General features: G+C 70.0%; 22 protein-coding genes and 1 pseudogene. 14 read left to right on the top strand and 9 right to left on the bottom strand.

Translation table 11 applies throughout. From position 1 onward, the window contains the following. The first annotated feature begins 51 nt into the window (after positions 1–51). The 4 genes from LK09_RS21665 (at position 52) to LK09_RS20185 (ending at position 5,464) form a co-directional block, all read left to right on the top strand. Complete coding sequence (locus LK09_RS21665; RefSeq protein WP_231563188.1) at positions 52–423, top strand: HNH endonuclease; 372 nt, start codon at positions 52–54, stop codon at positions 421–423. 111 nt (positions 424–534) lie between these two features. Next, positions 535–1,086 (top strand): isochorismatase family protein, encoded by a 552-nt coding sequence (locus LK09_RS20195; protein WP_039403731.1) that lies wholly within the window; start codon positions 535–537, stop codon positions 1,084–1,086. Positions 1,087–1,326: 240 nt separating this feature from the next. After that, on the top strand, positions 1,327–4,065 hold the full coding sequence (locus LK09_RS20190; RefSeq protein WP_231563186.1) for a bifunctional YncE family protein/alkaline phosphatase family protein: 2,739 nt from the start codon (positions 1,327–1,329) through the stop codon (positions 4,063–4,065). A gap of 79 nt (positions 4,066–4,144) precedes the next feature. Continuing rightward, a complete protein-coding gene (locus LK09_RS20185) occupies positions 4,145–5,464 on the top strand; it encodes an MATE family efflux transporter (protein ID WP_039403726.1) in 1,320 nt (439 codons plus the stop codon). A gap of 10 nt (positions 5,465–5,474) precedes the next feature. On the opposite strand, the gene LK09_RS20180 is transcribed toward LK09_RS20185, so the two are convergent. Beyond that, a complete protein-coding gene (locus LK09_RS20180; protein ID WP_052227060.1) occupies positions 5,475–6,695 on the bottom strand; it encodes an FAD-dependent monooxygenase in 1,221 nt (406 codons plus the stop codon). A gap of 51 nt (positions 6,696–6,746) precedes the next feature. Here LK09_RS20180 and LK09_RS20175 point away from each other — a divergent pair, with 51 nt between their 5' ends. Together LK09_RS20175 and LK09_RS20170 are read left to right on the top strand one after the other, a co-directional pair. Beyond that, positions 6,747–6,962: a hypothetical protein gene (locus LK09_RS20175; RefSeq protein ID WP_039403724.1), complete on the top strand. Its 216-nt coding sequence runs from the start codon at positions 6,747–6,749 to the stop codon at positions 6,960–6,962. Further along, complete coding sequence (locus tag LK09_RS20170; RefSeq protein WP_039403722.1) at positions 6,955–7,419, top strand: Clp protease N-terminal domain-containing protein; 465 nt, start codon at positions 6,955–6,957, stop codon at positions 7,417–7,419. The genes LK09_RS20175 and LK09_RS20170 overlap by 8 nt, the downstream gene beginning before the upstream one ends. A gap of 27 nt (positions 7,420–7,446) precedes the next feature. Here LK09_RS20170 and LK09_RS20165 read toward each other — a convergent pair whose 3' ends face one another. Then, positions 7,447–8,094: a TrmH family RNA methyltransferase gene (locus tag LK09_RS20165; RefSeq protein ID WP_039403720.1), complete on the bottom strand. Its 648-nt coding sequence runs from the start codon at positions 8,092–8,094 to the stop codon at positions 7,447–7,449. Between the two features lie 290 nt (positions 8,095–8,384). Between LK09_RS20165 and LK09_RS20160 the strand changes: the two genes are divergently transcribed. Next, a complete protein-coding gene (locus LK09_RS20160; RefSeq protein WP_082008406.1) occupies positions 8,385–9,662 on the top strand; it encodes an Nramp family divalent metal transporter in 1,278 nt (425 codons plus the stop codon). A 22-nt stretch (positions 9,663–9,684) separates the two neighbouring features. Next, the gene (locus tag LK09_RS20155) at positions 9,685–10,326 is read left to right on the top strand and encodes a metal-dependent transcriptional regulator (RefSeq protein ID WP_039403718.1); all 642 of its coding nucleotides are present in this window, start codon (positions 9,685–9,687) and stop codon (positions 10,324–10,326) included. A 20-nt stretch (positions 10,327–10,346) separates the two neighbouring features. On the opposite strand, the gene LK09_RS20150 is transcribed toward LK09_RS20155, so the two are convergent. Then, the gene (locus tag LK09_RS20150) at positions 10,347–11,324 is read right to left on the bottom strand and encodes an SDR family NAD(P)-dependent oxidoreductase (protein WP_039403716.1); all 978 of its coding nucleotides are present in this window, start codon (positions 11,322–11,324) and stop codon (positions 10,347–10,349) included. 55 nt (positions 11,325–11,379) lie between these two features. Here LK09_RS20150 and LK09_RS20145 point away from each other — a divergent pair, with 55 nt between their 5' ends. Next, positions 11,380–12,156, top strand: coding sequence for an HAD-IIA family hydrolase (locus LK09_RS20145; RefSeq protein ID WP_039403713.1), 777 nt, complete (start codon positions 11,380–11,382; stop codon positions 12,154–12,156). A 6-nt stretch (positions 12,157–12,162) separates the two neighbouring features. Here LK09_RS20145 and LK09_RS20140 read toward each other — a convergent pair whose 3' ends face one another. Genes LK09_RS20140 through pyrE form a run of 3 tightly spaced genes read right to left on the bottom strand, consistent with a single transcriptional unit; the run spans position 12,163 to position 14,311 of the window. Next, positions 12,163–13,050, bottom strand: coding sequence for an RNA polymerase sigma-70 factor (locus LK09_RS20140; RefSeq protein ID WP_039403711.1), 888 nt, complete (start codon positions 13,048–13,050; stop codon positions 12,163–12,165). A 10-nt stretch (positions 13,051–13,060) separates the two neighbouring features. After that, positions 13,061–13,672: a carboxymuconolactone decarboxylase family protein gene (locus tag LK09_RS20135; protein ID WP_052227061.1), complete on the bottom strand. Its 612-nt coding sequence runs from the start codon at positions 13,670–13,672 to the stop codon at positions 13,061–13,063. Between the two features lie 60 nt (positions 13,673–13,732). Next, positions 13,733–14,311, bottom strand: coding sequence for an orotate phosphoribosyltransferase (gene pyrE / locus LK09_RS20130; RefSeq protein ID WP_039403709.1), 579 nt, complete (start codon positions 14,309–14,311; stop codon positions 13,733–13,735). 222 nt (positions 14,312–14,533) lie between these two features. Between pyrE and LK09_RS20125 the strand changes: the two genes are divergently transcribed. The 4 genes from LK09_RS20125 to LK09_RS20110 all read left to right on the top strand — a co-directional run bounded on the left by LK09_RS20125 (position 14,534) and on the right by LK09_RS20110 (position 20,272). Next, positions 14,534–16,129 carry a Re/Si-specific NAD(P)(+) transhydrogenase subunit alpha gene (locus tag LK09_RS20125; RefSeq protein ID WP_052227059.1) on the top strand — a complete coding sequence of 532 codons (1,596 nt, stop codon included), beginning with the start codon at positions 14,534–14,536 and terminating at the stop codon, positions 16,127–16,129. Next, positions 16,126–17,532 carry a Re/Si-specific NAD(P)(+) transhydrogenase subunit beta gene (pntB, locus tag LK09_RS20120; RefSeq protein ID WP_039403707.1) on the top strand — a complete coding sequence of 469 codons (1,407 nt, stop codon included), beginning with the start codon at positions 16,126–16,128 and terminating at the stop codon, positions 17,530–17,532. The genes LK09_RS20125 and pntB overlap by 4 nt, the downstream gene beginning before the upstream one ends. 184 nt (positions 17,533–17,716) lie before the next feature. After that, complete coding sequence (locus LK09_RS20115; RefSeq protein ID WP_039403705.1) at positions 17,717–19,324, top strand: HAD family acid phosphatase; 1,608 nt, start codon at positions 17,717–17,719, stop codon at positions 19,322–19,324. Positions 19,325–19,432: 108 nt separating this feature from the next. Further along, positions 19,433–20,272: an exodeoxyribonuclease III gene (locus LK09_RS20110; protein WP_039403703.1), complete on the top strand. Its 840-nt coding sequence runs from the start codon at positions 19,433–19,435 to the stop codon at positions 20,270–20,272. A 22-nt stretch (positions 20,273–20,294) separates the two neighbouring features. On the opposite strand, the gene LK09_RS20105 is transcribed toward LK09_RS20110, so the two are convergent. From LK09_RS20105 to LK09_RS20095, 3 genes are read right to left on the bottom strand one after another with little or no spacing between them, the layout of a single operon-like run. Continuing rightward, entirely contained in the window at positions 20,295–20,912 is a 618-nt protein-coding gene (locus tag LK09_RS20105; RefSeq protein ID WP_039403701.1) for a dihydrofolate reductase family protein, read from the bottom strand. After that, positions 20,909–21,607, bottom strand: coding sequence for a winged helix-turn-helix transcriptional regulator (locus LK09_RS20100; RefSeq protein WP_039403698.1), 699 nt, complete (start codon positions 21,605–21,607; stop codon positions 20,909–20,911). Before LK09_RS20100 ends, LK09_RS20105 begins: the two co-directional genes overlap by 4 nt. Beyond that, the gene (locus tag LK09_RS20095; RefSeq protein ID WP_039403695.1) at positions 21,608–22,042 is read right to left on the bottom strand and encodes a VOC family protein; all 435 of its coding nucleotides are present in this window, start codon (positions 22,040–22,042) and stop codon (positions 21,608–21,610) included. It abuts the gene before it with no gap. A 126-nt stretch (positions 22,043–22,168) separates the two neighbouring features. Between LK09_RS20095 and LK09_RS20090 the strand changes: the two are divergent. Then, positions 22,169–22,683, top strand: a pseudogene (locus LK09_RS20090) (HNH endonuclease signature motif containing protein); the annotation flags it as partial.

Below are 22,683 nucleotides of genomic sequence, written 5' to 3'. Positions count from 1 at the left end.
TCGACAAACGCCGACCCTGCACCGCCATGCGACGCCTCCTGCAAGCCAGGGATGAGACCTGCCGGTTCCCCGGCTGCCGCCGCCCCGCCCGAAAAGTGCGACATCGACCACACCATCGCGCACAGTGAGGGCGGACCCACCGCGCTGTGCAACCTCGCCTGCCTCTGCGAGAGACATCACACCGTCAAGCACCACACCGACTGGACCGTGCAGCAACTCCCCGGCGGCATCCTGCAGTTCACGTCCCCCACCCGCCGCGCCTACCGCACGCGCCCCCCGGGCGCCGTCCGGTTCACACCCGACCGACCTCCCGGCACTCCACCCGACACCCCACCCGGCCGTGCACTCGACCGGCAACCCGACGCACCATCCGGGCATTCGGGGGCGCCCGCATCCACGCGCATCGAGGCCGCACCTTTCTGAAGCCGCGAAGCCGCGAAGCCGCGAAGGGATTCGGCCGGGGCTCTGCGTCACTCACCCGAAGCCGAATGTCGGAACCCTGGCGTAGCGTCTCCGGTGGAACGAGGAGGAACCATGACGACCCTTGAAGACCGCCCGTCCACGGCCCTGCTGGTCATCGACGTGCAGAACGACGTCGTCGGCGGCGCATGGCACCGCGACGAGGTCGTGGCCAACATCAACTCGCTGGTCGACCGCGCCCACGCGGCGGGTACCCCGGTCGTATGGGTGCAGCACGCCGACGACGAACTCGAACCCGACACCGAGGGCTGGCGCATCGTCCCCGAGCTGTCGCCCGGCGAAGACGACGCGCACGTGCACAAGGAGTACGGCGACGCCTTCGAGGGCACAGACCTCGAAGACGTGCTCGCCGACCTCCGGGTGGGTGCCCTCGTCGTGGCCGGTGCGGAGACGGATGCCTGCATCCGCTCGACGATCCACGGGGCGTTCACGCGCGGTTACGATGTGACGCTCGTGGGTGATGCGCACACTGCCGGCGACAAGTCCCCGTGGGGCGCCCCGCCCGTCGAGCAGGTGGTGGCGCACACCAACCTCTACTGGGGCTTCCACGGCGCGCCCGGCCGCACCGCCAGGGTGCTGGATGCCGACGACGTCGCGTTCGAGTGAATTTCGTCCAACCCGCCCGAACCCAAAAAGTGAGATTTCGTTAACGGAAGGCAATTAATCTCCCGTTCCCAATGAAGACCGCCTGCGGCTGATCCGGCTCCATAGCGTCCCCCGGTGGGGGCGATTCGCAGATGCGAATCACCTCCGTGCATGTCACGAACATCGGGAGAGGACACAATGCACGGCACACCTCAGGGCGCGGGCCGAGGCCGCTTCGGCCGCCTCATCACACGCCGCAAAATGCTCGTCGCTGCGGGCGCAGGCTGCGTGGTCGCACTGGTCGGCGGCGGGATCGCCACCGCGTCGACGCTTTCATTCGACGACAACCAGGTCGGAATGGAGTACGCGAAGGGACTGCAGGTCTCCGACAACCAGATCCTCAAGCCGATCGGCGATCGGCTCGTTTCCACCAACGGCAAGCTCATGGGGTCGTCGGTGAGCCCCGACGGCCGCTTCCTCGCGGCATCCAGCGCGGACAAGTCGATCGCGCTTCAGATCTTCGACCTGCAGACCTACAGGCTCGTCTGGACGGTCGGCACGTCGTCGACGGCGAACGAGAAGGTGTCCGACGGCTCGGTCGGCCAGGAAGGCCCGACCTTCTCGCCCGACGGCAAGTTCGTCTGGCTGCCGCAGGCGACCGGGCTCAGCCGGTTCCCGGTGAACGGCGACGGGTCGCTCGGCGCGGGCGTCAAGGTCACCATCCCCACCGTGAACGGAGCGCAGGCCCTCACCGGCCAGACCGCGTACTCCCCCGACGGAACCACCCTGTACGCCGCCGTCAACGGGCAGAACAGCGTCGTCGCGATCGATCCGGTCACGGGCTCCATCACCAAGACCTGGAACGTCGGGATCGCGCCCCGCGAACTCCGGTTCGTCGGCGGCAAGCTCTACGTCAGCAACGAGGGCGGCCGCACCGCCGTGGCCGGCGACACGACGCTGAACTCCTACGGCACCCAGGTTCCCGCGGACGGATTCCTCGGCACGACGACCACCGGCACGGTGAGCGTCATCGACACCGCGAATCCGTCGAGCGACGTGGCATCCATCGGCGTGGGGCTGCACCCGACGGCGATGCACCTCGACGGGACGCGGCTGTACGTCGCGAACACGGGCAGCGACACGGTCTCGGTCATCGACACCGCCTCCGACAAGGTCGTCCAGACGATCAGCACCCAGCCGTGGAGCGGCTCCGCCGTGGGGTACGAGCCCACCGGGATCACGGTCAGCGGCGGGCGCCTGCTCGTCACCCTGGGTCGCGCGAACGCGGTCGCCGTCTACTCGGTCGACAAGGACCCGCGCTCACCCGCGAGCCTCATCGGTCTGCTGCCGACCGACTACTACCCGCAGTCGATCGCGAACGTCGACGGCAAGATCGTCGTCACGAACATGCGCGGAATCGACGCACGAGGGCCCGAGCTGACGTTCAACAAGGGGCCGGGCACCGTCTCCGCGACCGGGCACGGGACGCACTCGACCACCGGCTCGCTGACGCGATTCACGCTCCCGAGCGACCAGGAGATCGTGAGGGACACCGCGACGGTGTTCGCCCAGAACGGCTGGACCCCGGGGTCGGTCCAGCAGGCATCCGGCCAGCGGGCGGCCGCCGTGCCGGTGCCGGCGCGCATCGGGGACCCGTCGACGATCAAGCACGTGTTCCTCCTCGTCAAGGAGAACCGCACGTACGACCAGGTCTACGGCGACATGAAGCAGGGCAACGGCGACGCGACCCTCGCGCAGTTCGGCCAGAAGGTGACGCCGAACCAGCATGCCCTGGCGACCCAGTTCGGCTTGTACGACAACACGTACGACATCGGGACGAACTCCGCGGAGGGCCACAACTGGCTGATGCAGGGCGACAACCCGGAGTACACCGAGTCGAGCGCCGGCGAATACACCCGCTCCTACGACACCGAAGACGACGTCCTCGGCCACCAGCGTTCCGGGTTCCTGTGGACCTCGGTGGAGAAGGCCGGCGGAACGGCGAAGGACTTCGGCGAGTTCACGCAGTTCGAGACGAAGCCCGCGACGGCGAGCTGGCAGAACTACTACTGCACGACGAAGGATGTGCTTGCCGGCGGCGATCCCGCTCAGCTCACCGACCCGTCGATCCTGCAGGACACCTCCTCGCCCATCCCGTCGCTGAACCAGATCACGAACCACGCCTACCCCAAGTTCGACACCTCGATCCCGGACATCTACCGCTACGGGATCTGGAAGCAGGACTTCGAGAAGAACGGCCCCGCCTCGCTCAACATGCTGTGGCTGTCCAGCGACCACACGGGCGGAACCGCCGACCCGGAGGCTCAGGTCGCCGACAACGACCTCGCGGTCGGCAAGATCGTCGACGAGATCTCGCACAGCAAGTACTGGAAGGACTCCGCGATCTTCGTGCTCGAGGATGACAGCCAGGACGGCGCCGACCACGTCGACGGGCACCGGTCGCCGGTGCAGGTGATCAGCCCGTGGGCGCAGCACGGCAAGACCGTCAGCACGTTCTACTCGCAGATCTCGGTGGTGCGCACGATCGAGCAGATCCTCGGCGGGCAGCCGCTCAACCAGAAGGTCGCGGCGGCGACGCCGATGTTCGACGCCTTCACGAAGAAGGCCGACCTCACGCCGTTCAGCGCCGTGCCGAACCAGGTTCCGCTCACCGAGGGCGTCGTCACGACCCCGTCGTGCGGTCTGGACACCCTCGGTCAGACCGGGGCGGCCGCGGCGAAGGTGAACGCCGCCGCGCAGGCCGCCGCATCCGTCCCCGCCTCCGAGAAGTCCGTGGCCAAGCAGTGGGAGAAGTGGGCTCAGAAGCAGGACCTCACCGGCAACGGTGCGATCCCGGACGAAGCGGCCCCGGCCCTGATGAACCGGTGGACCTGGTACCAGACGCACCGCTGGAGCACGCCCTACCCGGGCGACTCCCGCATCCTGACGCCGTCGCAGGTGAAGTCCTCGGGTTCGGGCACCGTCGACTCCGACGGCTGATCGGCAGAGCAGTCGTGCCCGGGTCGGTGTTCTCGCCGGCCCGGGCACGCCCGCGTCCGCAGCGCCCTAGGCTCGAACGGTGCCCGACGCCACTCTGAACCGCGACATCCTGCGCCTCGCGATCCCCGCGCTGGGGTCGCTCATCGCGGAGCCGCTGTTCCTGATCGTCGACTCCGCGCTGGTCGGACACCTCGGCGTGGTGCCGCTGGCCGGGCTCGGGGTGGCATCCGCCGTGCTGCAGACCATCGTCGGGCTGATGATCTTCCTGGCCTATTCGACCACCCCGGCCGTGGCACGCCGGTTCGGAGCGGGCGACCCGGCCAAAGCGGTGTCGGCGGGCATCGACGGCATGTGGCTGGCGCTGGGGCTCGGCGCAGTCCTCGCCGTGGTCGGATACACGACGACGCCCTTCTGGGTCGGGCTGTTCCATGCGCCGGCCGCGGTCACCGAGCAGGCGATCCAGTACCTCGGCATCTCGATGTGGGGGCTGCCGGCGATGCTCATCGTGTTCGCCGCGACGGGTCTGCTGCGCGGCATGCAGGACACCGTGACGCCGCTGTGGATCGCCGGCATCGGCTTCGCCGCCAACGCGGTGCTCAACTTCGCGTTCATCTACGGCGCGGGCTGGGGCATCGCCGGGTCGGCCGTCGGCACCGTGGTGGCGCAGTGGGGCATGGTCGCCGCGTACGTGATCATCGTCGCGCGGCTCGCGGCGCGGCACACCGCGTCGGTCCTCCCGCAGGCGGACGGCATCCGCGGCACGGCGCGCTCGGGCGGGTGGATGCTGCTGCGCACCCTGTCGCTGCGCGCGGCGCTGCTCGCGACGGTGGCCGTCGCGACGGGTCTCGGCACCGCCGAGATCGCCGGATGGCAGGTCGCATTCACGATCTTCTCGACGGCCGCCTTCGCCCTCGACGCGCTGGCGATCGCCGCGCAGGCGCTCATCGGCAAGCAGCTCGGCGCGGACGACGTGCACGCGGTGCGCCACGTGCTCGGCCGCACCGTCGCGTGGGGGTTCTGGTTCGGCGTCATCGTCGGTCTCGTGATCGGCGTGTGCTCCGCGTGGATCGGGCTGCTCTTCACCGGCTCGGAGGCGATCGCCGCCATGATTCAGCCGGCACTGATCGTGCTGGCGGTGATGCAGCCGGTGTGCGGGGTGGTCTTCGTGCTCGACGGTGTGCTCATCGGGGCCAATGACGCCCGGTACCTGGCCGCGGCCGGAGGCCTCAACCTGATCGTCTACGCGCCCGCCCTGGCGCTGCTCATCTGGCTGCAGCCGACCGGGGCGTGGGGGCTGGCCTGGCTCGCGGTCGCGTTCTTCGGCGTCTACATGCTGGCCAGGCTCGTCACCCTCGGCTGGCGGGTGCGCGGGACCCGCTGGATGCTGCAGCCGGCCTGAACCCGGGCCGCTACGCGGCTTCGAGCAGGCGGGCGACGGCGCGCGCCGCCGCCCGTTCGGCGACCAGCTTCTCCCACACCGCGCGCAGCGCCCGGCCGGTCTCGTCGTCGCCGCTGAGCGCGGCTTGCACGCGGGTGTGCTCGAGCACCCGGTCCACGGCCGGGCGACGGGCCGCCTCGTAGCCGTCGAGCGGGTCGTCGATCGGATCGACGTCGGCCGCGCCGCGCAGCGTGGTGACGAACCGGCGGGCGAGGTCGAGCGCATCCTGGACGCCGGCATTGAGGGACGACCCGCCCGCGTTGAAGATGTGCGCGGCATCCCCGGCGAGCAGGACGCGCCCGGCGCGGTAGGCATCCGCCTGACGGCTGTTGCCGATCGTGCTGCGGATCGCGGTGGCGGCGGTGAAGGGCAGGTCCGCGCTGAGCACGCGACGGATGCTGGCGCGCAGTTCATCGACCGGGACGTCGTCGGAGGGCTCCGCCGTTCCGCGGGGCTCGTGGGTGCTGATGAGGTAAAGGTCGGCGGGGGCGGCCGGATCCAGCGCGGCAAGGGGCGCGATGGAGAATCCGCCGCCGGGGAGACGGTTCGACCGCATCGCCGCGACCCGTCCGATGCCCGGGATGTCGAACCCGTCGCCGGCGGGGGTGATCGCGTCGGCGGGGATGATGACGCGGGCGATCCGGGCGATCTGGTCGCTGGTGAACCCGGGAAAGCCGATCCCCGCGTGTTTGCGCACGAAGCTGCGGGCACCGTCGCATCCGACGAGGTACGCGGCGGACACCCGGTTCTCGCCGTGCGCGCCTCGGACGTCGATCTGCACGCACGAATCGGTCTGGACGAAGCCGGCCACGGCATGCCCGCGCCGAAGGAGGGCGCCGTGGGCGAGCGCCCGGTCTTCCAGCAGCTGCTCGAGCCGTCGCTGCGGGACCGCCAGGACGTGCAGCGGATTGCGCGGCCCTGATCCGAGGTGGAGGGCGACGGGGCCGAACGGGAACTGCGGAGGCGACACGACCCGCAGCCCGGAGCCGGCCAGGCGCTGTGCGATGTCACGGGCCGACCGGCCGACGATCCCGTTCGCCTTCGGGATCGCGGACGGCTCGGCCGCGGCTTCGAGCACGAGGGTGCGGATGCCGGCCTCCGCGAGTTCTCCCGCGAGGAGCAGGCCGATCGGCCCCGCTCCGGCGATGGCGACCTCCCACTCGGGGAGGCCGGCATCCTGATCCATGCCCATGTCTGTCAGTCTGGGTTGACAAATGAGGTTTGTCAACCCAGACTGACAGACATGGGATCCTTCGAGTTCGATGACCTGCAGACCGCCGACCCGGCGACCGGCCTGCGTGCGGTGAGCGCACTGCGGCGTCTCGCCGAGCGCGTGGAGGCGCTGCACGTCGCCGAGGCACGGCGTGCCGGGTGGTCCTGGGAGCAGATCGGCGACGCCCTCGGTGTCACCCGCCAGTCGGTGCACGCCAAGTACGGAAAGCAGGACCGTGATGTTTGAACGATTCGCCCAGAACGCGCGCAGCGCGGTCGAAGACGCCCGATACGAGGCGGAACGCCGCGGCGACGCGCGCATCGGCTCGGAGCATCTGCTCATCGCGCTGCTCGGCGACGACACCGTCGCGGCGGCATCCGGCGTCGATGCCGAGACCGCCCGCACGGCGGCGGATCGCCTCGATCACGAAGCGCTCGTCGCAGTCGGGCTGGGCACCGTCGAGTTCCGGCCGCTGCGGCCCGGGCGCGGTGGCCGGCGGGTCCGGCACTTCACGGCGGGGGCGCGGTCGGTCATCGCGCAGTCACTCAGCCGTGCCACCGCGGAGAAGTCCCGCACCATCACGGTCCGGCACCTCATGCTGTCTGTGCTCGATCGACCGGCGCCGGATCCCGCTGCGGCGGTCTGGGCCGCCCTGCCGGTGGACACCTCGGCTGTGCGCGAGCGGCTGGATGCCGCGCGGTAGCCGACTCACACCGGCCGGCATGCCGCACTACTCGGCCCAGCGGCGGCACCACTCGTACATGATCACGGCGGCGGCCGCCGACGCGTTGATCGACCGGGTCGAGCCGTACTGCGTGATCTCGACGTGCCCCTGTGCCGCGGCGAGCGCGGCCGGGGAGAGCCCCGGCCCCTCCTGACCGAACAGCAGCACGCACGACGCGGGAAGCTCGGCGCGGTCGACCGGCTGAGACCCCGTGACGTTGTCGACCGCGATGATAGGGATGCCGGCATCCTGCGCCCACGCGGCGAAGTCCTCGACGGTCTCGTGGTGGCGCACGTGCTGGTAGCGGTCGGTGACCATCGCGCCGCGCTTGTTCCAGCGGCGATTGCCGATGATGTGCACCTCCGCCGCGAGGAACGCGTTCGCCGAGCGGACGATGGAGCCGATGTTGATGTCGTGCTGCCAGTTCTCGATCGCCACATGGAACGGATGCCGCTTCGCGTCGAGGTCGGCGACGATGGCGTCCATCGTCCAGTATCGATACGCGTCGACGACGTTGCGGGTGTCGCCGTGCGCGAGCAGGTCGCGGTCGTACCGCGGATCGTCCGGCCAGGCATCCGGCCCGCCGGGCCACGGCCCGACACCGTGGGTGGGCGCCGGCTGCTCGGGTCGCGGGTCGGGGCCGGTCTCAGTCACCGGTCCAGGGTATCCGGGCGCGGCCACCGCCCGATCCGTCACGACCGCCCAGTTCAACCCGCGAGCCGCTGCGTCGCCGCCCGACCCCTGCGCGCGGGTTCACTCGTCACGATCCCTGCGCCGCGCCGCGCAACGTGACGACCCGGCATCCCGACGTCACACTCACTCGTCACATTCCGCACACCTGGCCGCACAACGTGACGACCGAACCGGCGCCATGGAGCCTCGCGAGCGCCGAAATCCCCACTCCGAATATTTCGGTCGACCGAAAAATGGCGTAGCGTGGGCGCATGGCGACCGAGACGGAGACGGATGCCGGGACTCCCCGGCCGCCCTCGACGCGCCGCAGCGGCGGCCGCCGGGTCAGGGGCGCGCGCCTGCCGCTGCTGCTGGGTCCGGCGCTCGTGGCCGGGGTCGCCTACCTCGACCCGGGAAACGTGGCCAGCAACACGGCCGCCGGAGCCGCGTACGGATACCTCCTGGTCTGGGTGGTCGTCGCCGCGAACGTCATCGCCTGGCTGGTGCAGTACCTCTCCGCCAAGCTCGGGGTGGTCACCGGCCGGAGCCTTCCGGAGCAGCTGGGCACCCGCATCCGCCATCGGTGGGCGCGCCTGGCCTACTGGATGCAGGCCGAGCTCGTTGCGATCGCGACCGACGTCGCCGAGGTGATCGGCGGGGCGGTCGCCCTCAACCTGCTGTTCGGGCTCCCCCTCGGCTGGGGCGGACTCATCACCGGCGCGGTCTCGCTCGTGCTCCTGGCCGTGCACAGCCGGCACGGCGCCCGCATGTTCGAGACCGTCATCATCGCGCTGGTCGCGGTGATCGCGGTCGGGTTCGTCGTGGGGGTCGTGGTCGCCCCGCCCGAGCCGGGTGCCGTCGCGGGCGGCCTCGTGCCCCGGTTCGCCGGCCCGGGTTCGGTGCTGCTGGCGGCATCCATCCTCGGGGCGACCGTCATGCCGCACGCGATCTACGCGCATTCGAGCCTCACGCGCGACCGGTTCGCCGGAAGCCGGCACAGCATCCCGGCACTCGTGCGCGCGACGAGGTGGGATGTCACCCTCGCGATGACCATCGCCGGCGCGGTGAACATCTGCATCCTGCTGCTCGCCGCGGCGAACGTGCCGCACGGCACCACCACCCTCGAGGATGCGTACGTCGCGATCCGGCAGAACATCGGCCCGGTGATCGCGACCCTGTTCGCGGTCGCACTCCTGGCGAGCGGCCTGGCCTCCACCGCGGTGGGGGCGTACGCAGGCGGCGAGATCATGCACGGGCTGCTCCGGGTGCGGGTCCCGCTGATCGCCCGGCGGCTGGTGTCGCTCGTGCCGGCGCTGGCGATCCTGATGCTCGGGGCGGATCCGACGCAGGCCCTCGTGCTGAGCCAGGTGGTGCTGTCGTTCGGCATCCCGTTCGCGCTCGTGCCGCTGGTCGCCCTCACCGCCCGTGCGGATGTGCTGGGCGTGCACCGCAACCGCGCCGTGACGACGGCGTTCGCCGTCGCCGCCACGGTGCTGCTCATCGCCCTGAACGTCGCGCTGCTCTGGCTCACCTTCAGCGGAGCGGTGTGACCGGGCGGGTAGCCTGGAGCGCGTGCCGTCTCCCGTCGTCGACGACTATCTGAAGTCGATCTACCACCACACCGAGTGGCAGGACCGGCACATCACGCCGAAGCAGCTGGCCTCGGTGCTCGGCCTCGCCCCGTCGAGCGTCACCGAGATGGTGCAGAAGCTCGCCGCGCAGGGACTCGTCTCGCACCAGCCGTATCAGCCGATCTCGCTGACGCACGAGGGCGAGCAGCGCGCGGCCGCGATCATCCGCCGCCACCGGCTCATCGAGACCTGGCTGGTGCGCGAGTTCGGCTACACGTGGGACGAAGTGCACGACGAGGCGGAGATCCTCGAGCACGCCCTCAGCGACCGGCTGCTCGAGGGCATCGACCGCCGCCTCGGACACCCCCGGTTCGACCCTCACGGCGATGCGATTCCGGATGCCGACGGCCGCGTCGAGCGGGTGCCCTTCGTGCTGCTGGCAGACGCCCCCACCGGACACACCGGCCGCGTGCTGCGGGTGAGCGACCGCGACCCGGAGGTGCTGCGCGCGCTGGAGGATGCCGGCCTCACCGTCGGTGCCGAGGTGCACGTCGACGACGCCGCGGGTCGTGCGGTCTCGGTCGCGGGTCGCGCGGTTCCGATGACGGATGCCGCGGCATCCGCCGTGTGGCTCTCGGTCTGACCCGCGCGGTTCTCCTCGGACTACCAGCGGCGGCGGGCCTTCGCGGCCTTGTCGAACGGCCACCGCACGCGGGTCGCCTGCTCGCAGTAGTGCCATACCCGGGCCCACAGTTCGGGGTCGCGCATGTACAGCGCAGGCTGGATCGCCTTGGCCTCGCCGTGCAGCAGCCGCTTGGGCCCCCAGAACTCGCCGCCCTGGATCTCGGGATCGATCAGAGCCCGCACCAGCGGCCGGGCACCGAGTTCCTTGGACTGCGCGATCGGCGCCTGCCAGGCATCCTGGAACCGGGTCATCCGCGAGGGCTCGTTGACCCCGCGGATGCCGGGACTGCGTCCGGACAGCGAATAGCCCGGATGGGCGACCACGCTCGACACGGGCACTCCGGCATCCCGCAGGCGCCGGTCGGCTTCCAGCCCGAGCACCGTGGTCGCCACCTTCGACTGGGCGTACGCGCGCCACGGCGAATAGTCGTCGACCGACTCGATGTCGACCGGGTCGAACTTGCCGAGGTAGGTGGCCATGCTGCCGAGCCACACCATCCGGCCGTGCATCACCGCGAGCACCTGCAGCAGCTCGCCGGCGAGCGCGAAGTGGCCGAGCGCGTTGGTGGTGAACACGAGTTCGTGACCCTCGATCTCCTGCCGCTCCCGGGGCGGATGCACGATGCCGGCGTTCAGCAGCAGCCCGTTGAGCGGCCCGCGGCTGCGCACCGTGGCGGCCGCCGCCCGGATCGACCCGAGGTTCGTCATGTCCAGCAGCAGGGTCTCGAGCGACCCGGCGCCGGATCCGCCGGCCGAGACGTCGAGGATGCGGCGCTCCACCGCCGCGTGGGCGGCCGCGAGGCGGTTGGGGTTCCGTCCGGTGAGGATGACGTGGGCGCCGGCCTGCACGAGCTGCTCGGTCGCGAAATAGCCGAGGCCGCGCGTCGCACCCGTGACCAGGTATCGCCGACCGGTGAGATCGGGCAGATGGATCGGGTCCCATTCACCTCGCGCCACGCCTCGACACTACCCCGAGGTCGGAGCCGGTCAAGGCCGTCACTAGGCTTGTGTCATGCGCTCCCGTGCTGACGTCGAATGCTGGCTGACCGACATGGACGGCGTGCTCGTCCACGAGAACGACGCGCTCCCCGGCGCGGCCGAGCTGCTCGCCCGGTGGGAGGCCGACGGCACCCCGTACCTGGTCCTCACGAACAACTCCATCTTCACCGCGCGCGACCTGTCGGCGCGTCTGCGGTCCTCGGGCCTGAACGTGCCGGAGGAGCGCATCTGGACCTCGGCGATCGCGACCGCCGACTTCCTGGCGTCGCAGCTGCCGGGCGGGTCCGCGTTCGTCATCGGGGAGGCGGGCATCCTCACCGCGCTGCATGAGGCGGGCTTCATCATGACCGAGACCGACCCCGACTTCGTGGTCGTCGGCGAGACCCGCAACTACTCGTTCGAGGCGATCACCAAAGCGATCCGCCTGATCACCGCCGGGGCGCGGTTCATCGTGACCAATCCGGATGCCACCGGCCCGAGCGCGGACGGCCCGCTGCCGGCCACGGGGGCGATCGCCGCGCTCATCACGAAGGCGACGGGCAAGCACCCCTACGTCGTCGGCAAGCCGAACCCGATGATGTTCCGGTCGGCGCTGAACAAGATCGGCGCCCACTCCGAGAACACCGCGATGATCGGCGACCGCATGGACACCGACATCGTCGCGGGGATCGAGGCGGGCCTGCACACCGTGCTGGTGCTCAGCGGGATCAGCGACCGCGCCGAGATCGAACGGTACCCGTTCCGGCCCGACGAGGTCGTCGGATCGGTCGCCGACCTGCTCGACGACTGATCCGCGTCAGCGCGCCACGGCGGCCTCGGCATCCACCCGGCTGAGCTTGTCCGGGTTCGCGATCGAGTAGATCTGCGCGACGCGGCCGTCGACGACGGTGATGCTCACCACGGCGACCAGCTGCCCGTCGAGTTCCATCCGGATGCCGGGCTGCGCGTTGACCCAGGTGGGGCTCGCCACCAGGGCACCGGCGGAGCGCTTCATGCCGCCGATCAGGTAGCGGGCCAGGCGCAGCGCACCGACGATCGGGTGGGGTGCGGCCCCGTGCACCTTGCCGCCGCCGTCCGCGACCGAGACGACATCGGGGGCGAGCACGTCCATGAGGCCCTGGATGTCGCCCCGGTTCAGCGCCGCCACCAGGCGTTCCACGATCTGCTCCTGCTCCGACGGCACGACGCTGACGGCGGGCCGCCGGGCGGCGACGTGGTCCTTGGCCCGGTGCGCGATCTGGCGCACCGCGGCGGGCGACTTGCCCACGGCATCCGCGATCTCGTCGTACGGCACGTCGAACACCTCGCGCAGCACGAAGACCGCGCGCTCGGCGGGGCCGAGTGTCTCGAGCACCGTCAGCATCGCGATCGAGACGCTCTCGGCGAGCTCGACGTCGTCGGCCACGTCGGGGCTCGTGAGAAGCGGCTCCGGAAGCCATTCGCCGACGTACTCCTCGCGCCGCCGCGACGCCGTGCGCAGGTGGTTGAGCGCCTGGCGGGTCACGATGCGCACCAGGTACGCGCGCGGGTCGCGCACCGTGTCGCGATCGACCGCCGACCAGCGCAGCCACGACTCCTGCAGGACGTCCTCGGCGTCCGCCGCGGACCCGAGCATCTCGTAGGCGACGGTGAAGAGCAGATTCCGGTGCGCGACGAACGGGTCGCCCGGGACGGGGGTGCTCATGGTCGCGAGCCTACGCGCCGCCGACGGCGGACCGGGTCGCGAGCGGCGGCAGGCCGCACGAGTCGGCGAAGTGCTCCGAACGGATGCCGAGGGCCACGTTCATCCGCGCGGTCATGTTCATGAACGCCACGCGGGCGGCGAGCTCCACGAGCGCCGGGGCGCCGATCTGGTCCAGGAGCCGGCCGGAGAGCTCGTCGGTGACCGCGGGCGGGGTCTGGCTGGCAGCTTCGGCGTACTCCATCACGTCGCGCTCGAGCGGCGTGAACACGGCGGACTCGCGCCACCGCGGGACCTCACGGATCTTCGCGGTGTCGAGGCCGTGGTTCTTCCCCTCGAAGTAGTTGTAGTCGAGGCAGAAGCTGCAGCCGATCGTCGCGGCGGACGCCATGGCGGCGTACGACGCGAGGTTCCGGTCGAGCTCATGCCACCCGTCGACCTTGCGGCCGATCGCCATCGAGTCCTTCATGACCCCCTTGTGCTGCCAGAGCACGCCGATGGAGTCCGGCACGCGGCCGACCATCTTCTTGGCGCCCATCTTGAGGAGCGCACCGAGGATGCCGGTGACGGGCGCCGCCGGGATGCGGGCGGGGGCGGTGGTCTGGATGTCCATGTCTTCCTCCATGTCGTGGTCCTTCGACATGGAGACACCGGCCGCCGCCGATCTGTGACATCCCCGCTCGAACTACTGCGGGGCCAGGCCCAGGTCGTCGAGGTCGATCGCGGCGAGCCACTGCAGGCCCTCGGCCTCGACGGCGGCCTGCGCGCCGGTCTTGCGGTCGACGATCACGGCGACGGCGACCGGCTCGGCGCCGGCGCGGCGCAGCGCCTCGACCGCCTTGAGCGCGGACTGGCCGGTGGTGGAGGTGTCCTCGACCACGACGACGCGCTTGCCCTCGACGTCGGCGCCCTCGATCTGCCGGCCGCGGCCGTGGTCCTTGGGCTCCTTGCGCACGACGAACGCGTCGAGCGGGGTGCCCGCACCCACCGACTCGTGCATGACCGCGTTGGCGATCGGGTCGGCGCCGAGGGTGAGGCCGCCGACCGCGATGATGCCGTCGACGTCGCGGATGAGGTCGAGCATGATGCGCCCGATGGCGGGTGCGGCACGGTGGTCGAGCGTCAGCTTGCGCATGTCCACGTAGTAGCTGGCCTTCTTGCCGCTGGACAGGACGAAGTCGCCGTGGAACACCGCCTCGTCCTTGATGAGGCCGATGAGGGCCTGGCGGTCGGCTTCGAGAGCGGCGGAGGAGGCGACGGTCATAGCTCCCGATTTTACGGGGACCACGACATCCGGCGTCATAATTCCGTCATCCGAGAGATTCATTCCATTTCCTACTTTTCCCCGGATCGGGTTGGTATCCCACTGTCCACCTCACATTTCGGGAAGAAGTGCTGATCTTTCCGCCCGAACGGTCGTAATCTGAGGTTTTGCGGCGTGGCGCTGACCCTAGAGTCTGCAAAGAACGCCATAAACGGAGAGAACATGACCACCACTGCAACGGGGCAGCACGCTCCGCCTGCGACCATCGGCATCGTCGTCGAGTCCGCGGGCGAGACGCGCGTCGCCGCCACTCCCCCCACCGTCGCCCGGCTCGTGAAGCTGGGATACTGCGTCGCCGTCGCAGCCGGCGCCGGCGAGGCATCCCGCTTCTTCGACGGCGCCTATCAGGATGCCGGCGCCGCCATCGTCACCGACGACGAGGCCTGGCGCAGCGACATCGTGCTGCGCGTGAACCCGCCCACCCCCGAGGAGATCGCGAAGCTGAAGGACGGCGCGGTGATCGCGGGGCTGCTCAGCCCGGCGCTGCGCCCCGACCTGCTCGAGGCCCTCGCCACCCGAGGCATCACCGCGATCGCGATGGATGCCGTCCCCCGCATCTCGCGCGCGCAGTCGATGGACGTGCTGTCATCGACCGCGAACATCTCCGGCTACCGCGCCGTGATCGAGGCCGCCCACGAGTTCGGCCGGTTCTTCACCGGTCAGGTCACCGCCGCCGGCAAGGTCCCGCCGGCGAAGGTGCTCGTCGCCGGCGCCGGCGTCGCGGGCCTGGCCGCCATCGGCGCGGCATCCAGCCTGGGCGCGATCGTGCGCGCGACCGACCCGCGGCCCGAGGTCGCCGACCAGGTGCGGTCCATCGGCGGCGAGTACCTGCCGGTCGACGTGCAGGTGGAGCAGTCCACCGACGGGTACGCGAAGGCGACCAGCGAGGCGTACGACCGCCGGGCCGCGGAGATCTACTCCGAGCAGGCCGCGGACGTCGACGTCATCATCACCACGGCCCTCATTCCGGGGCGTCCCGCTCCGCGGCTGATCACCGCGGCGGATGTCGCGAGCATGAAGCCGGGCAGCGTCATCGTCGACATGGCCGCCGCTCAGGGCGGCAACGTCGAGGGGTCCGTCGCCGGCGAGCGGATCCTCACCGACAACGGCGTGGTCATCCTCGGCTACACCGACCTCGCCGGTCGACTGCCGGCGCAGGCATCCCAGCTGTACGGCACGAACCTCGTGAACCTGCTCACCCTGCTCACTCCGGGCAAGGACGGCCACCTCGTCATCGACTTCGACGACATCGTGCAGCGGTCGGTGACCGTGGTGCGCGACGGGCAGATCACCTGGCCGCCGCCGCCCGTGCAGGTCTCGGCCGCGCCGCCCAAGGCCGCGGACGCTTCGACAGGCGGAGCGCCCGACCCTTCGACAGGCTCAGGGTCCTCCAAGCGCACCCTGTCGGCGGGCGCGAAGACGGGCCTCATCGTGCTCGGGATCGCCGCGCTGTTCGCGATCTGCGCGTTCGCCCCGGCGCCGCTGCCGCAGCACTTCCTGGTGCTCACCCTCGCGGTGATCATCGGGTTCTACGTCATCGGGCACGTGGCGCACGCGCTGCACACCCCGCTGATGAGCGTCACCAACGCGATCTCGGGCATCATCGTCGTCGGCGCCATGGTGCAGATCATGGCGCCCTCGGTCCTGGTGCAGATCCTCGCCGCCGCCGCCGTGCTGCTGGCCTGCATCAACGTGTTCGGCGGTTTCGCCGTCACCCGGCGAATGCTCGCCATGTTCTCGAAGGCGGGTGACCGATGAGCGTCGCAGCATCCCTCGCGACCGCCGCGTACATCGTCGCGGCCCTGCTGTTCGTGCTGAGCCTGGCCGGGCTGAGCCGGCACGAGACGTCCAAGCGCGGCGTCACCTACGGCATCGTCGGCATGACGATCGCCCTCGCCGCCACGGTGGTCGTCGTGGTCACCGCGGCGTGGGGGGCGGCATCCTTCCCGCTCGGCATCACCCTGCTGATCGTCGCCGTGCTCGTCGGCGCCGTCATCGGCCTGTGGCGCGCCCGCGTGGTCGAGATGACCGGGATGCCTCAGCTGATCGCCCTGTTCCACTCGTTCGTCGGTCTCGCCGCCGTGCTGGTGGGCTGGAACGGCGCCCTCTACACCGAGGGGATCCCGGCGAACCTCCTCGGCATCCACCACGCCGAGGTGTTCATCGGCGTGTTCATCGGCGCGGTGACCTTCACCGGATCGATCGTCGCGTTCCTGAAGCTGTCGGCCCGCATCTCGTCGAAGCCCCTCATGCTGCCGGGCAAGAACGTCCTCAACGTCGGCGCCCTGGTCGTGTTCGTCGGGCTCACCGTCTGGTACGTGATCACCCCGGCGTTCTGGCTGCTGGTCGTCGTCACGGTGCTCGCGCTCGCCCTCGGCTGGCACCTGGTGGCATCCATCGGCGGCGGCGACATGCCCGTGGTCGTCTCGATGCTCAACAGCTACTCCGGATGGGCGGCCGCCGCGGCCGGCTTCCTGCTGAACAACGACCTGCTCATCGTCACCGGCGCCCTCGTCGGCTCCTCCGGTGCATACCTGTCGTACATCATGTGCAAGGCCATGAACCGGTCGTTCATCTCGGTGATCGCCGGTGGATTCGGCATCGAAGCGCCCAAGAAGGACGGGGAGGAACCAGAGGGCGAACACCACGAGGTGGATGCCGAATCCGTGGCCTCCCTGCTCAGCCAGGCATCCAGCGTGGTCATCACCCCCGGCTACGGCATGGCCGTCGCGCAGGCCCAGTACCCGGTCGCCGAGCTCGCGAAGCGCCTCCGCGAGCGCGGGGTCGACGTGCGGTTCGGCATCCACCCGGTCGCCGGGCGCCTGCCCGGGCACATGAACGTGCTGCTCGCCGAAGCCAAGGTGCCGTACGACATCGTGCTCGAGATGGACGAGATCAACGACGACCTGGCCGCCACGTCGGTCGTGCTCGTCATCGGTGCGAACGACACCGTCAACCCGGCCGCCGCCGAAGACCCGGGCTCGCCCATCGCCGGCATGCCGGTGCTGCGGGTCTGGGAAGCCGAGAACGTCGTCGTGTTCAAGCGGTCCATGGCCTCCGGCTACGCCGGCGTCGCCAACCCGCTGTTCTACCGCGACAACGCGCAGATGCTGTTCGGCGACGCCAAGCAGCGCGTGGAGGACATCCTCACCGCCCTCTGACGCGGCCCCCTTTGCTCGCCCGACAAGATTTGCGCCCGCCCAGCGCAATTCTTGTCGGGCGAGCTGGTTCTGCGGCCGACCTCTGGCGCGGATCGTTGCCCGGTGCAATGCTGGACGAACCCCCAGCGCAGGCTGTGCCCCACCCGTACGCACGGCTCTGCGCATCGCAGAACGAAGGAGTCCCATGCGTATCTCCCGCAGCCGGGCGACGGTCGTAGCCATCGCCGCCGCGCTCACGGCGGTCTCGGTCGCCGGGCCGGCGAACGCCGCCCCGCGTCACCAGGACGACGACCATCTCACGCCCGACACGCAGTTCGTGATGGAGGCCGACGGCTCCAGCGGGCTCACCGCCGGAGGCGCCGGCATCCCGAACATCGACTCGGTCAAATCGACGATCCGCACCTACTACGGCGCGACGTCCGCCGGCATCGCGAACAAGACCAGCTCGCCGTACATCGCCGAGATCACCGGGATCGAAGCGGCGGCGCTCGCGGAGCTGCCCACCGTCGACCCGGCGGCGAAGAAGGCCATCGTCTTCGACTCGGACGACACGACGCTGTGGACGTACGACATGGAAGACAATGCCATGCACTTCACCTTCAACCCGGCGCTTCAGGACGTCTGGGTGCAGGCGAAGAAGTTCCCCGCAACGCCCGGCATGGTCGACTTCGTGAACGCGGTCGCCGCCAAGGGCTACACCGTCTTCGGCGTCACCGGGCGCGGAGCGGCCCAGAAGGATGCCACGATCGCCAACCTCGACGACCTCGGCTACACGGGGTTCACCGCCGACCGCTTCTTCACCAAGTGGGCGACCGGTCAGCAGCCGTCGTACGTGACCTGCGTGACCGCCAAGTGCACCACCGTGGAGTTCAAGGCGAACACCCGCAAGCACATCGAAGAGGACCTCGGCTACGACATCGCCCTCAACGTGGGCGACCAGTTCAGCGACCTGCAGGGCGGCTACTCGGATGCCAGCCTCAAGCTGCCGAACCCGACCTACTACCTTCCCAGCGCCGATCTGCCCGGGCTCGACGAGCCGAAGCTGGCACCGCGCACGCACTTCACGATGAACCCCGACGGGTCGAGCGGCCTGACGGCGGGCGGGGAGGGCATCCCGAACATCGACTCGGTGAAAGCGACCATCCGCACGTACTACAACGCCGACGCGACGGGCATCGCGAACAAGACGACCTCGCCGTACATCAGCGAGGTCACCAAGCTCAGCCGGCAGGTGACCAACACGTACGTCAACCAGTGCCGGGCGATGTCGCGCAAGGGTGAGAAGCCCGCGATCGTCTTCGATGCCGACGACACCACGCTGTGGACGTACGACATGGAGGACAACGCCATGCACTTCACGTTCGACCCGGTGCTGCAGAACGACCCGTGGGTGCAGCAGGGCCTGTTCCCGGCGACGCCCGGAATGGTGTCGCTCGTGAACGCGGTCGGCGAAGCCGGCTGCACCGTCGTCGGCCTGACCGGTCGCAACGACCTGCAGAAGGATGCCACCCTCGCGAACCTGGCCAAGGTCGGCTACACGCAGTTCACCGCGGCGAACTACTACACGAAGTGGAAGTCGGGCGTGACGCCGGTGCCGTCCTGGATGCCGGCGGACTCGCCGTGCGCGGACGGCGTCTGCACCACCATCCAGTACAAGTCGGCCGTCCGCGCCCATGTCGAGTCGCAGGGTTACGACGTCATCGGCAACTTCGGCGACCAGTTCAGCGACCTGATCGGCGGCCACGCCGACTCGACGGTGAAGCTGCCGAACCCGACGTACTACCTGCCGTAGCGGGGTGACCCGCCCGCCGGTCTACAGCAGCCGGCGGGCGGTCGCCCACGAGCATCCCGGGTCCGCTCGCGGACGGGGATGTCGGGCCCCTCTCGTAGGCTGGATCCCATGCGTCTTGCCACCTGGAACGTCAACTCGATCCGTGCCCGCGTCGCCCGAACCGTGGACTTCGCGGTGCGGGAGAACATCGACGTGCTGGCGATGCAGGAGATCAAGTGCAAGCCCGAGCAGTTCCCGTACGCCCCGTTCGAAGAGGCGGGCTACGAGGTTCACGCGCACGGCCTCAACCAGTGGAACGGCGTGGCGATCGCCAGCCGGCTGCCGGTCGAAGACGTGCGCACGGCCTTCCCGGGGATGCCCGGCTTCGCCAAGGGCCACGAGGGCCCCGATCAGCCGCAGGAGGCCCGCGCGATGGGAGCCACGATCGACGGCGTCGAGGTGTGGAGCCTGTACGTGCCCAACGGCCGCAGTCTCGACGACCCGCACTACACGTACAAGCTCGACTGGCTGGCGGCGCTCACCGAGTACACGCGCAGCACGCTCGAGACGACACCCGAGCTGCCGCTCGCCCTGGTCGGCGACTTCAACATCGCCCCGACCGACGAAGACAACGGCGACCCGACGGTCATCGTGGGCCTGACCACGCACGTGTCTCCGCCGGAGCGTCACGCCTTCCGGCAGCTGCTCGCCGCGGGCCTGGCCGACACGGTCCGCCCGCTCGTGCCGACCGGATTCACGTACTGGGACTACAAGCAGCTGCGGTTCCCCCGCAACGAGGGCCTGCGCATCGACTTCGTCCTCGGCTCGCCCGCCTTCGCCGACGCCGTGACGGGTGCCGCCATCCACCGCAACGAGCGCAAGGGCGAGATCCCCAGCGACCACGTTCCCGTGGTGGTCGACCTCGACCTCACCGGCCCGGACGACGACGACCGTCCGATGTTCTGGTGAACCGCGGCGACGCCCGGGGCGTTCAGGTCATGTCCCCCGTGGTGGGCACTCCGGCGGGCGCGTAGCGCAGCTGCACCGCTCCGGCGCTTCCCGAGATGGGCGGCTCGACCAGGCGCAGGGCGGCCGGTACCGCCCCGTCGGGGAACACCTTCTTGCCCTGACCGAGCACAACCGGATGCACCCACAGGGTGAGCACGTCGAACAGCTGCTCCGCCAGCAGGCTCTGCACGAGGCCGACGCTGCCGATGACGTGCACGTCCTGGTGCTGCTCCCGCAGCCGGGCGATCTCGGCGGCGAGGTCCGGGCCGAGCTGCGAGCTGCCCTGCCACGACAGGTCAGGCGTCCCGCGGGATGCCACGTACTTCGGGATGCGGTCGAACAGCCGCCCGATCGGACCTTCCGGACCCGTCGTGTGGTGCGGCCAGTAGGCGGCGAAGATGTCGTACGTGCGACGGCCGAGGAGCAGGGCATCCATCGTCTGCATGCCTTGATCGACGGAGCGTCCGACCATGTCGTCTCTGATGGGCGCCTGCCAGCCGCCCCAGGGGAACGCCCCCGACGGATCCTCCTCGGGGCCGCCGGGCGCCTGGGCGACGCCGTCGAGGGTGGTGAACAGGTCGATGCTGATGCGTCCGGTCATGAGGCTCTCACTTGTCTGTGTGAAGGTGCGTCGATATGGAAACTACGCGCGAAGTCGTCGAGGAGCGAGGGGGCACCGGAGACGACCTGCAGCACGTCGGCATCCACGGCATCCTGCGGGGCCAGCTCGCCGGAGATGACGTGCCGGATGCCGGGCGTCGCCGCGAACACGAGCTGCGGCTCGCCGCCCGGCAGGCGTCCGCCCACGGGCGGGGCCGGCGGAGACAGCTGGGTCACGGTCAGGGCGGCGGCCTCGACCTGCACGCGCAGCGCGACGTCGCCGACGTGGAGTTCGTAGTCCGCGTCGGATGCGGCATCCGGCCGGAACGCCGTGCGCAGCGCCATCGTCAGGGAGTCGGCCGTCACGACGTCTTCCGGGTCGGGGTCGCCCATGGTCTGGAATCCCCAGCGGCCGAGCGCCAGCACGATCGGCTCGAGTTCGCGGCCGTAGGCGGTCAGCTCGTAGACAAGGCCGCAGTGCATCACGGGGACGCGGCGCACGACGCCCGCCTCCTGCAGCTCCTTCAGCCGCGTGGAGAGGATGTTGGTGGGGATCTTCGGCAGTCCCTGTTTCAGGTCGGTGTACCGCCGGGGGCCGACGAGCAGATCGCGGATGATGAGCAGCGCCCAGCGCTCCCCGATCTGCTCGACGGCCGTGGTGACGCCGCAGTACTGCCCGTAGCTGCGGGATGCCACCTACGCCTGCTCGGCCAGGTAGACCTCGGGGCCCTGTTCGGCGGCGGCGGGGTCCATGTAGAGGAACTCGAGGATGTTGCCGTCCGGATCTTCGAGGTCGCGGTTGTACATGAAGCCGAGGTCGGTGGCCGGACGCGGCTCGGAGCCGCCGGCATCCAGACCCGCCTGCACGACGGCGTCGACGTCCGCACGGGAGTCGCGGCTGAGGGCCACCAGCACCTGCGCGGTGGTCTTGGGGTCGGCGACGGCCTTGTCGGTGAACGTCGAGAAGTACTCGCGGCGCAGCACCATGAAGTAGACGTTGTCGTCCCACACGATGCAGGCGGCGTTCTCGTCGGTGAAGAGCGGATTGATGTCCGCCCCGAGGGCCGTGTAGAACGCCTTGCTGCGCTCGAGGTCGTCGGTGGCGAAGTTGACGAAGATGTTCGTGCTCATGGCCTGATACTTGCAAAAAACAAGGATGCTTGTCAATAGCAAGTTCAGTCGGTTCCGGTGCTGGGTATTGGCGTCCGCATGTCGTAGATATCTCTCAATGTCGGAGGTGTGTGGGAGGGTTTCGGCATGGAGAATTTCGCAGCTATCGTCGGGCGGCAGCTTCGCGTGCTGGTCGGGATGCTGGGGCCGGTGCCGGTGACCGGGGCGGCCTCGGCCGTGACGGGCCTGCGGGACGACGACGTGGTCGCGGTGATCGCATCGACCTCGACGGCGATCCGTGAGCTGGAAGCGCTGCGGGTCGTGGCGACCGGGGTCGCGGCGCAGCGTTCCACGCGGGAGGCCGGGCAAGGCGGGCTGGCGCAGAAACGCGGGCACCGGTCCGCGGTCACGCTGATCCAGGACCTCACCGGCACCACCCGCACCCAGGCCGGTAAAGCCGCACGGCTCGGGCAGGCCCTCCTGGAGGCCGCGCCCGCCGACACGAGCCCGGAGACCGAGGAGGGCGGTCCGGGCGGTGGCAACGACACCGCATCCATTCCGCCGGCGCCGTGGCATGCGTGTCTGGGTGAGGCGTTCACGGCGGGGCGGATCACGGTCGATCAGCAGTCCGCGATCCGCCGCGGGCTCGGCGAACCACCCAC

This window comes from Microbacterium mangrovi, assembly GCF_000802305.1.
GTDB lineage: Bacteria > Actinomycetota > Actinomycetes > Actinomycetales > Microbacteriaceae > Microbacterium > Microbacterium mangrovi.
Note: the sequence above shows the minus strand (reverse complement) of the source record. Positions and strands in the feature narration are given on the sequence as shown.

Bases quoted from the DNA above. Each gene is read 5' to 3' on its own strand.
- LK09_RS21665 (WP_231563188.1), top strand. From the start codon at position 52: ATGAGACCTGCCGGTTCCCCGGCTGCCGCCGCCCCGCCCGAAAAGTGC.
- LK09_RS20195 (WP_039403731.1), top strand. From the start codon at position 535: ATGACGACCCTTGAAGACCGCCCGTCCACGGCCCTGCTGGTCATCGAC.
- LK09_RS20190 (WP_231563186.1), top strand. From the start codon at position 1,327: ATGCTCGTCGCTGCGGGCGCAGGCTGCGTGGTCGCACTGGTCGGCGGC.
- LK09_RS20180 (WP_052227060.1), bottom strand. From the start codon at position 6,695: ATGGGCATGGATCAGGATGCCGGCCTCCCCGAGTGGGAGGTCGCCATC.
- LK09_RS20175 (WP_039403724.1), top strand. From the start codon at position 6,747: ATGGGATCCTTCGAGTTCGATGACCTGCAGACCGCCGACCCGGCGACC.
- LK09_RS20170 (WP_039403722.1), top strand. From the start codon at position 6,955: ATGTTTGAACGATTCGCCCAGAACGCGCGCAGCGCGGTCGAAGACGCC.
- LK09_RS20160 (WP_082008406.1), top strand. From the start codon at position 8,385: ATGGCGACCGAGACGGAGACGGATGCCGGGACTCCCCGGCCGCCCTCG.
- LK09_RS20145 (WP_039403713.1), top strand. From the start codon at position 11,380: ATGCGCTCCCGTGCTGACGTCGAATGCTGGCTGACCGACATGGACGGC.
- LK09_RS20140 (WP_039403711.1), bottom strand. From the start codon at position 13,050: ATGAGCACCCCCGTCCCGGGCGACCCGTTCGTCGCGCACCGGAATCTG.
- LK09_RS20135 (WP_052227061.1), bottom strand. From the start codon at position 13,672: ATGGAGGAAGACATGGACATCCAGACCACCGCCCCCGCCCGCATCCCG.
- pyrE (WP_039403709.1), bottom strand. From the start codon at position 14,311: ATGACCGTCGCCTCCTCCGCCGCTCTCGAAGCCGACCGCCAGGCCCTC.
- LK09_RS20125 (WP_052227059.1), top strand. From the start codon at position 14,534: ATGACCACCACTGCAACGGGGCAGCACGCTCCGCCTGCGACCATCGGC.
- pntB (WP_039403707.1), top strand. From the start codon at position 16,126: ATGAGCGTCGCAGCATCCCTCGCGACCGCCGCGTACATCGTCGCGGCC.
- LK09_RS20115 (WP_039403705.1), top strand. From the start codon at position 17,717: ATGCGTATCTCCCGCAGCCGGGCGACGGTCGTAGCCATCGCCGCCGCG.
- LK09_RS20110 (WP_039403703.1), top strand. From the start codon at position 19,433: ATGCGTCTTGCCACCTGGAACGTCAACTCGATCCGTGCCCGCGTCGCC.
- LK09_RS20105 (WP_039403701.1), bottom strand. From the start codon at position 20,912: ATGACCGGACGCATCAGCATCGACCTGTTCACCACCCTCGACGGCGTC.
- LK09_RS20095 (WP_039403695.1), bottom strand. From the start codon at position 22,042: ATGAGCACGAACATCTTCGTCAACTTCGCCACCGACGACCTCGAGCGC.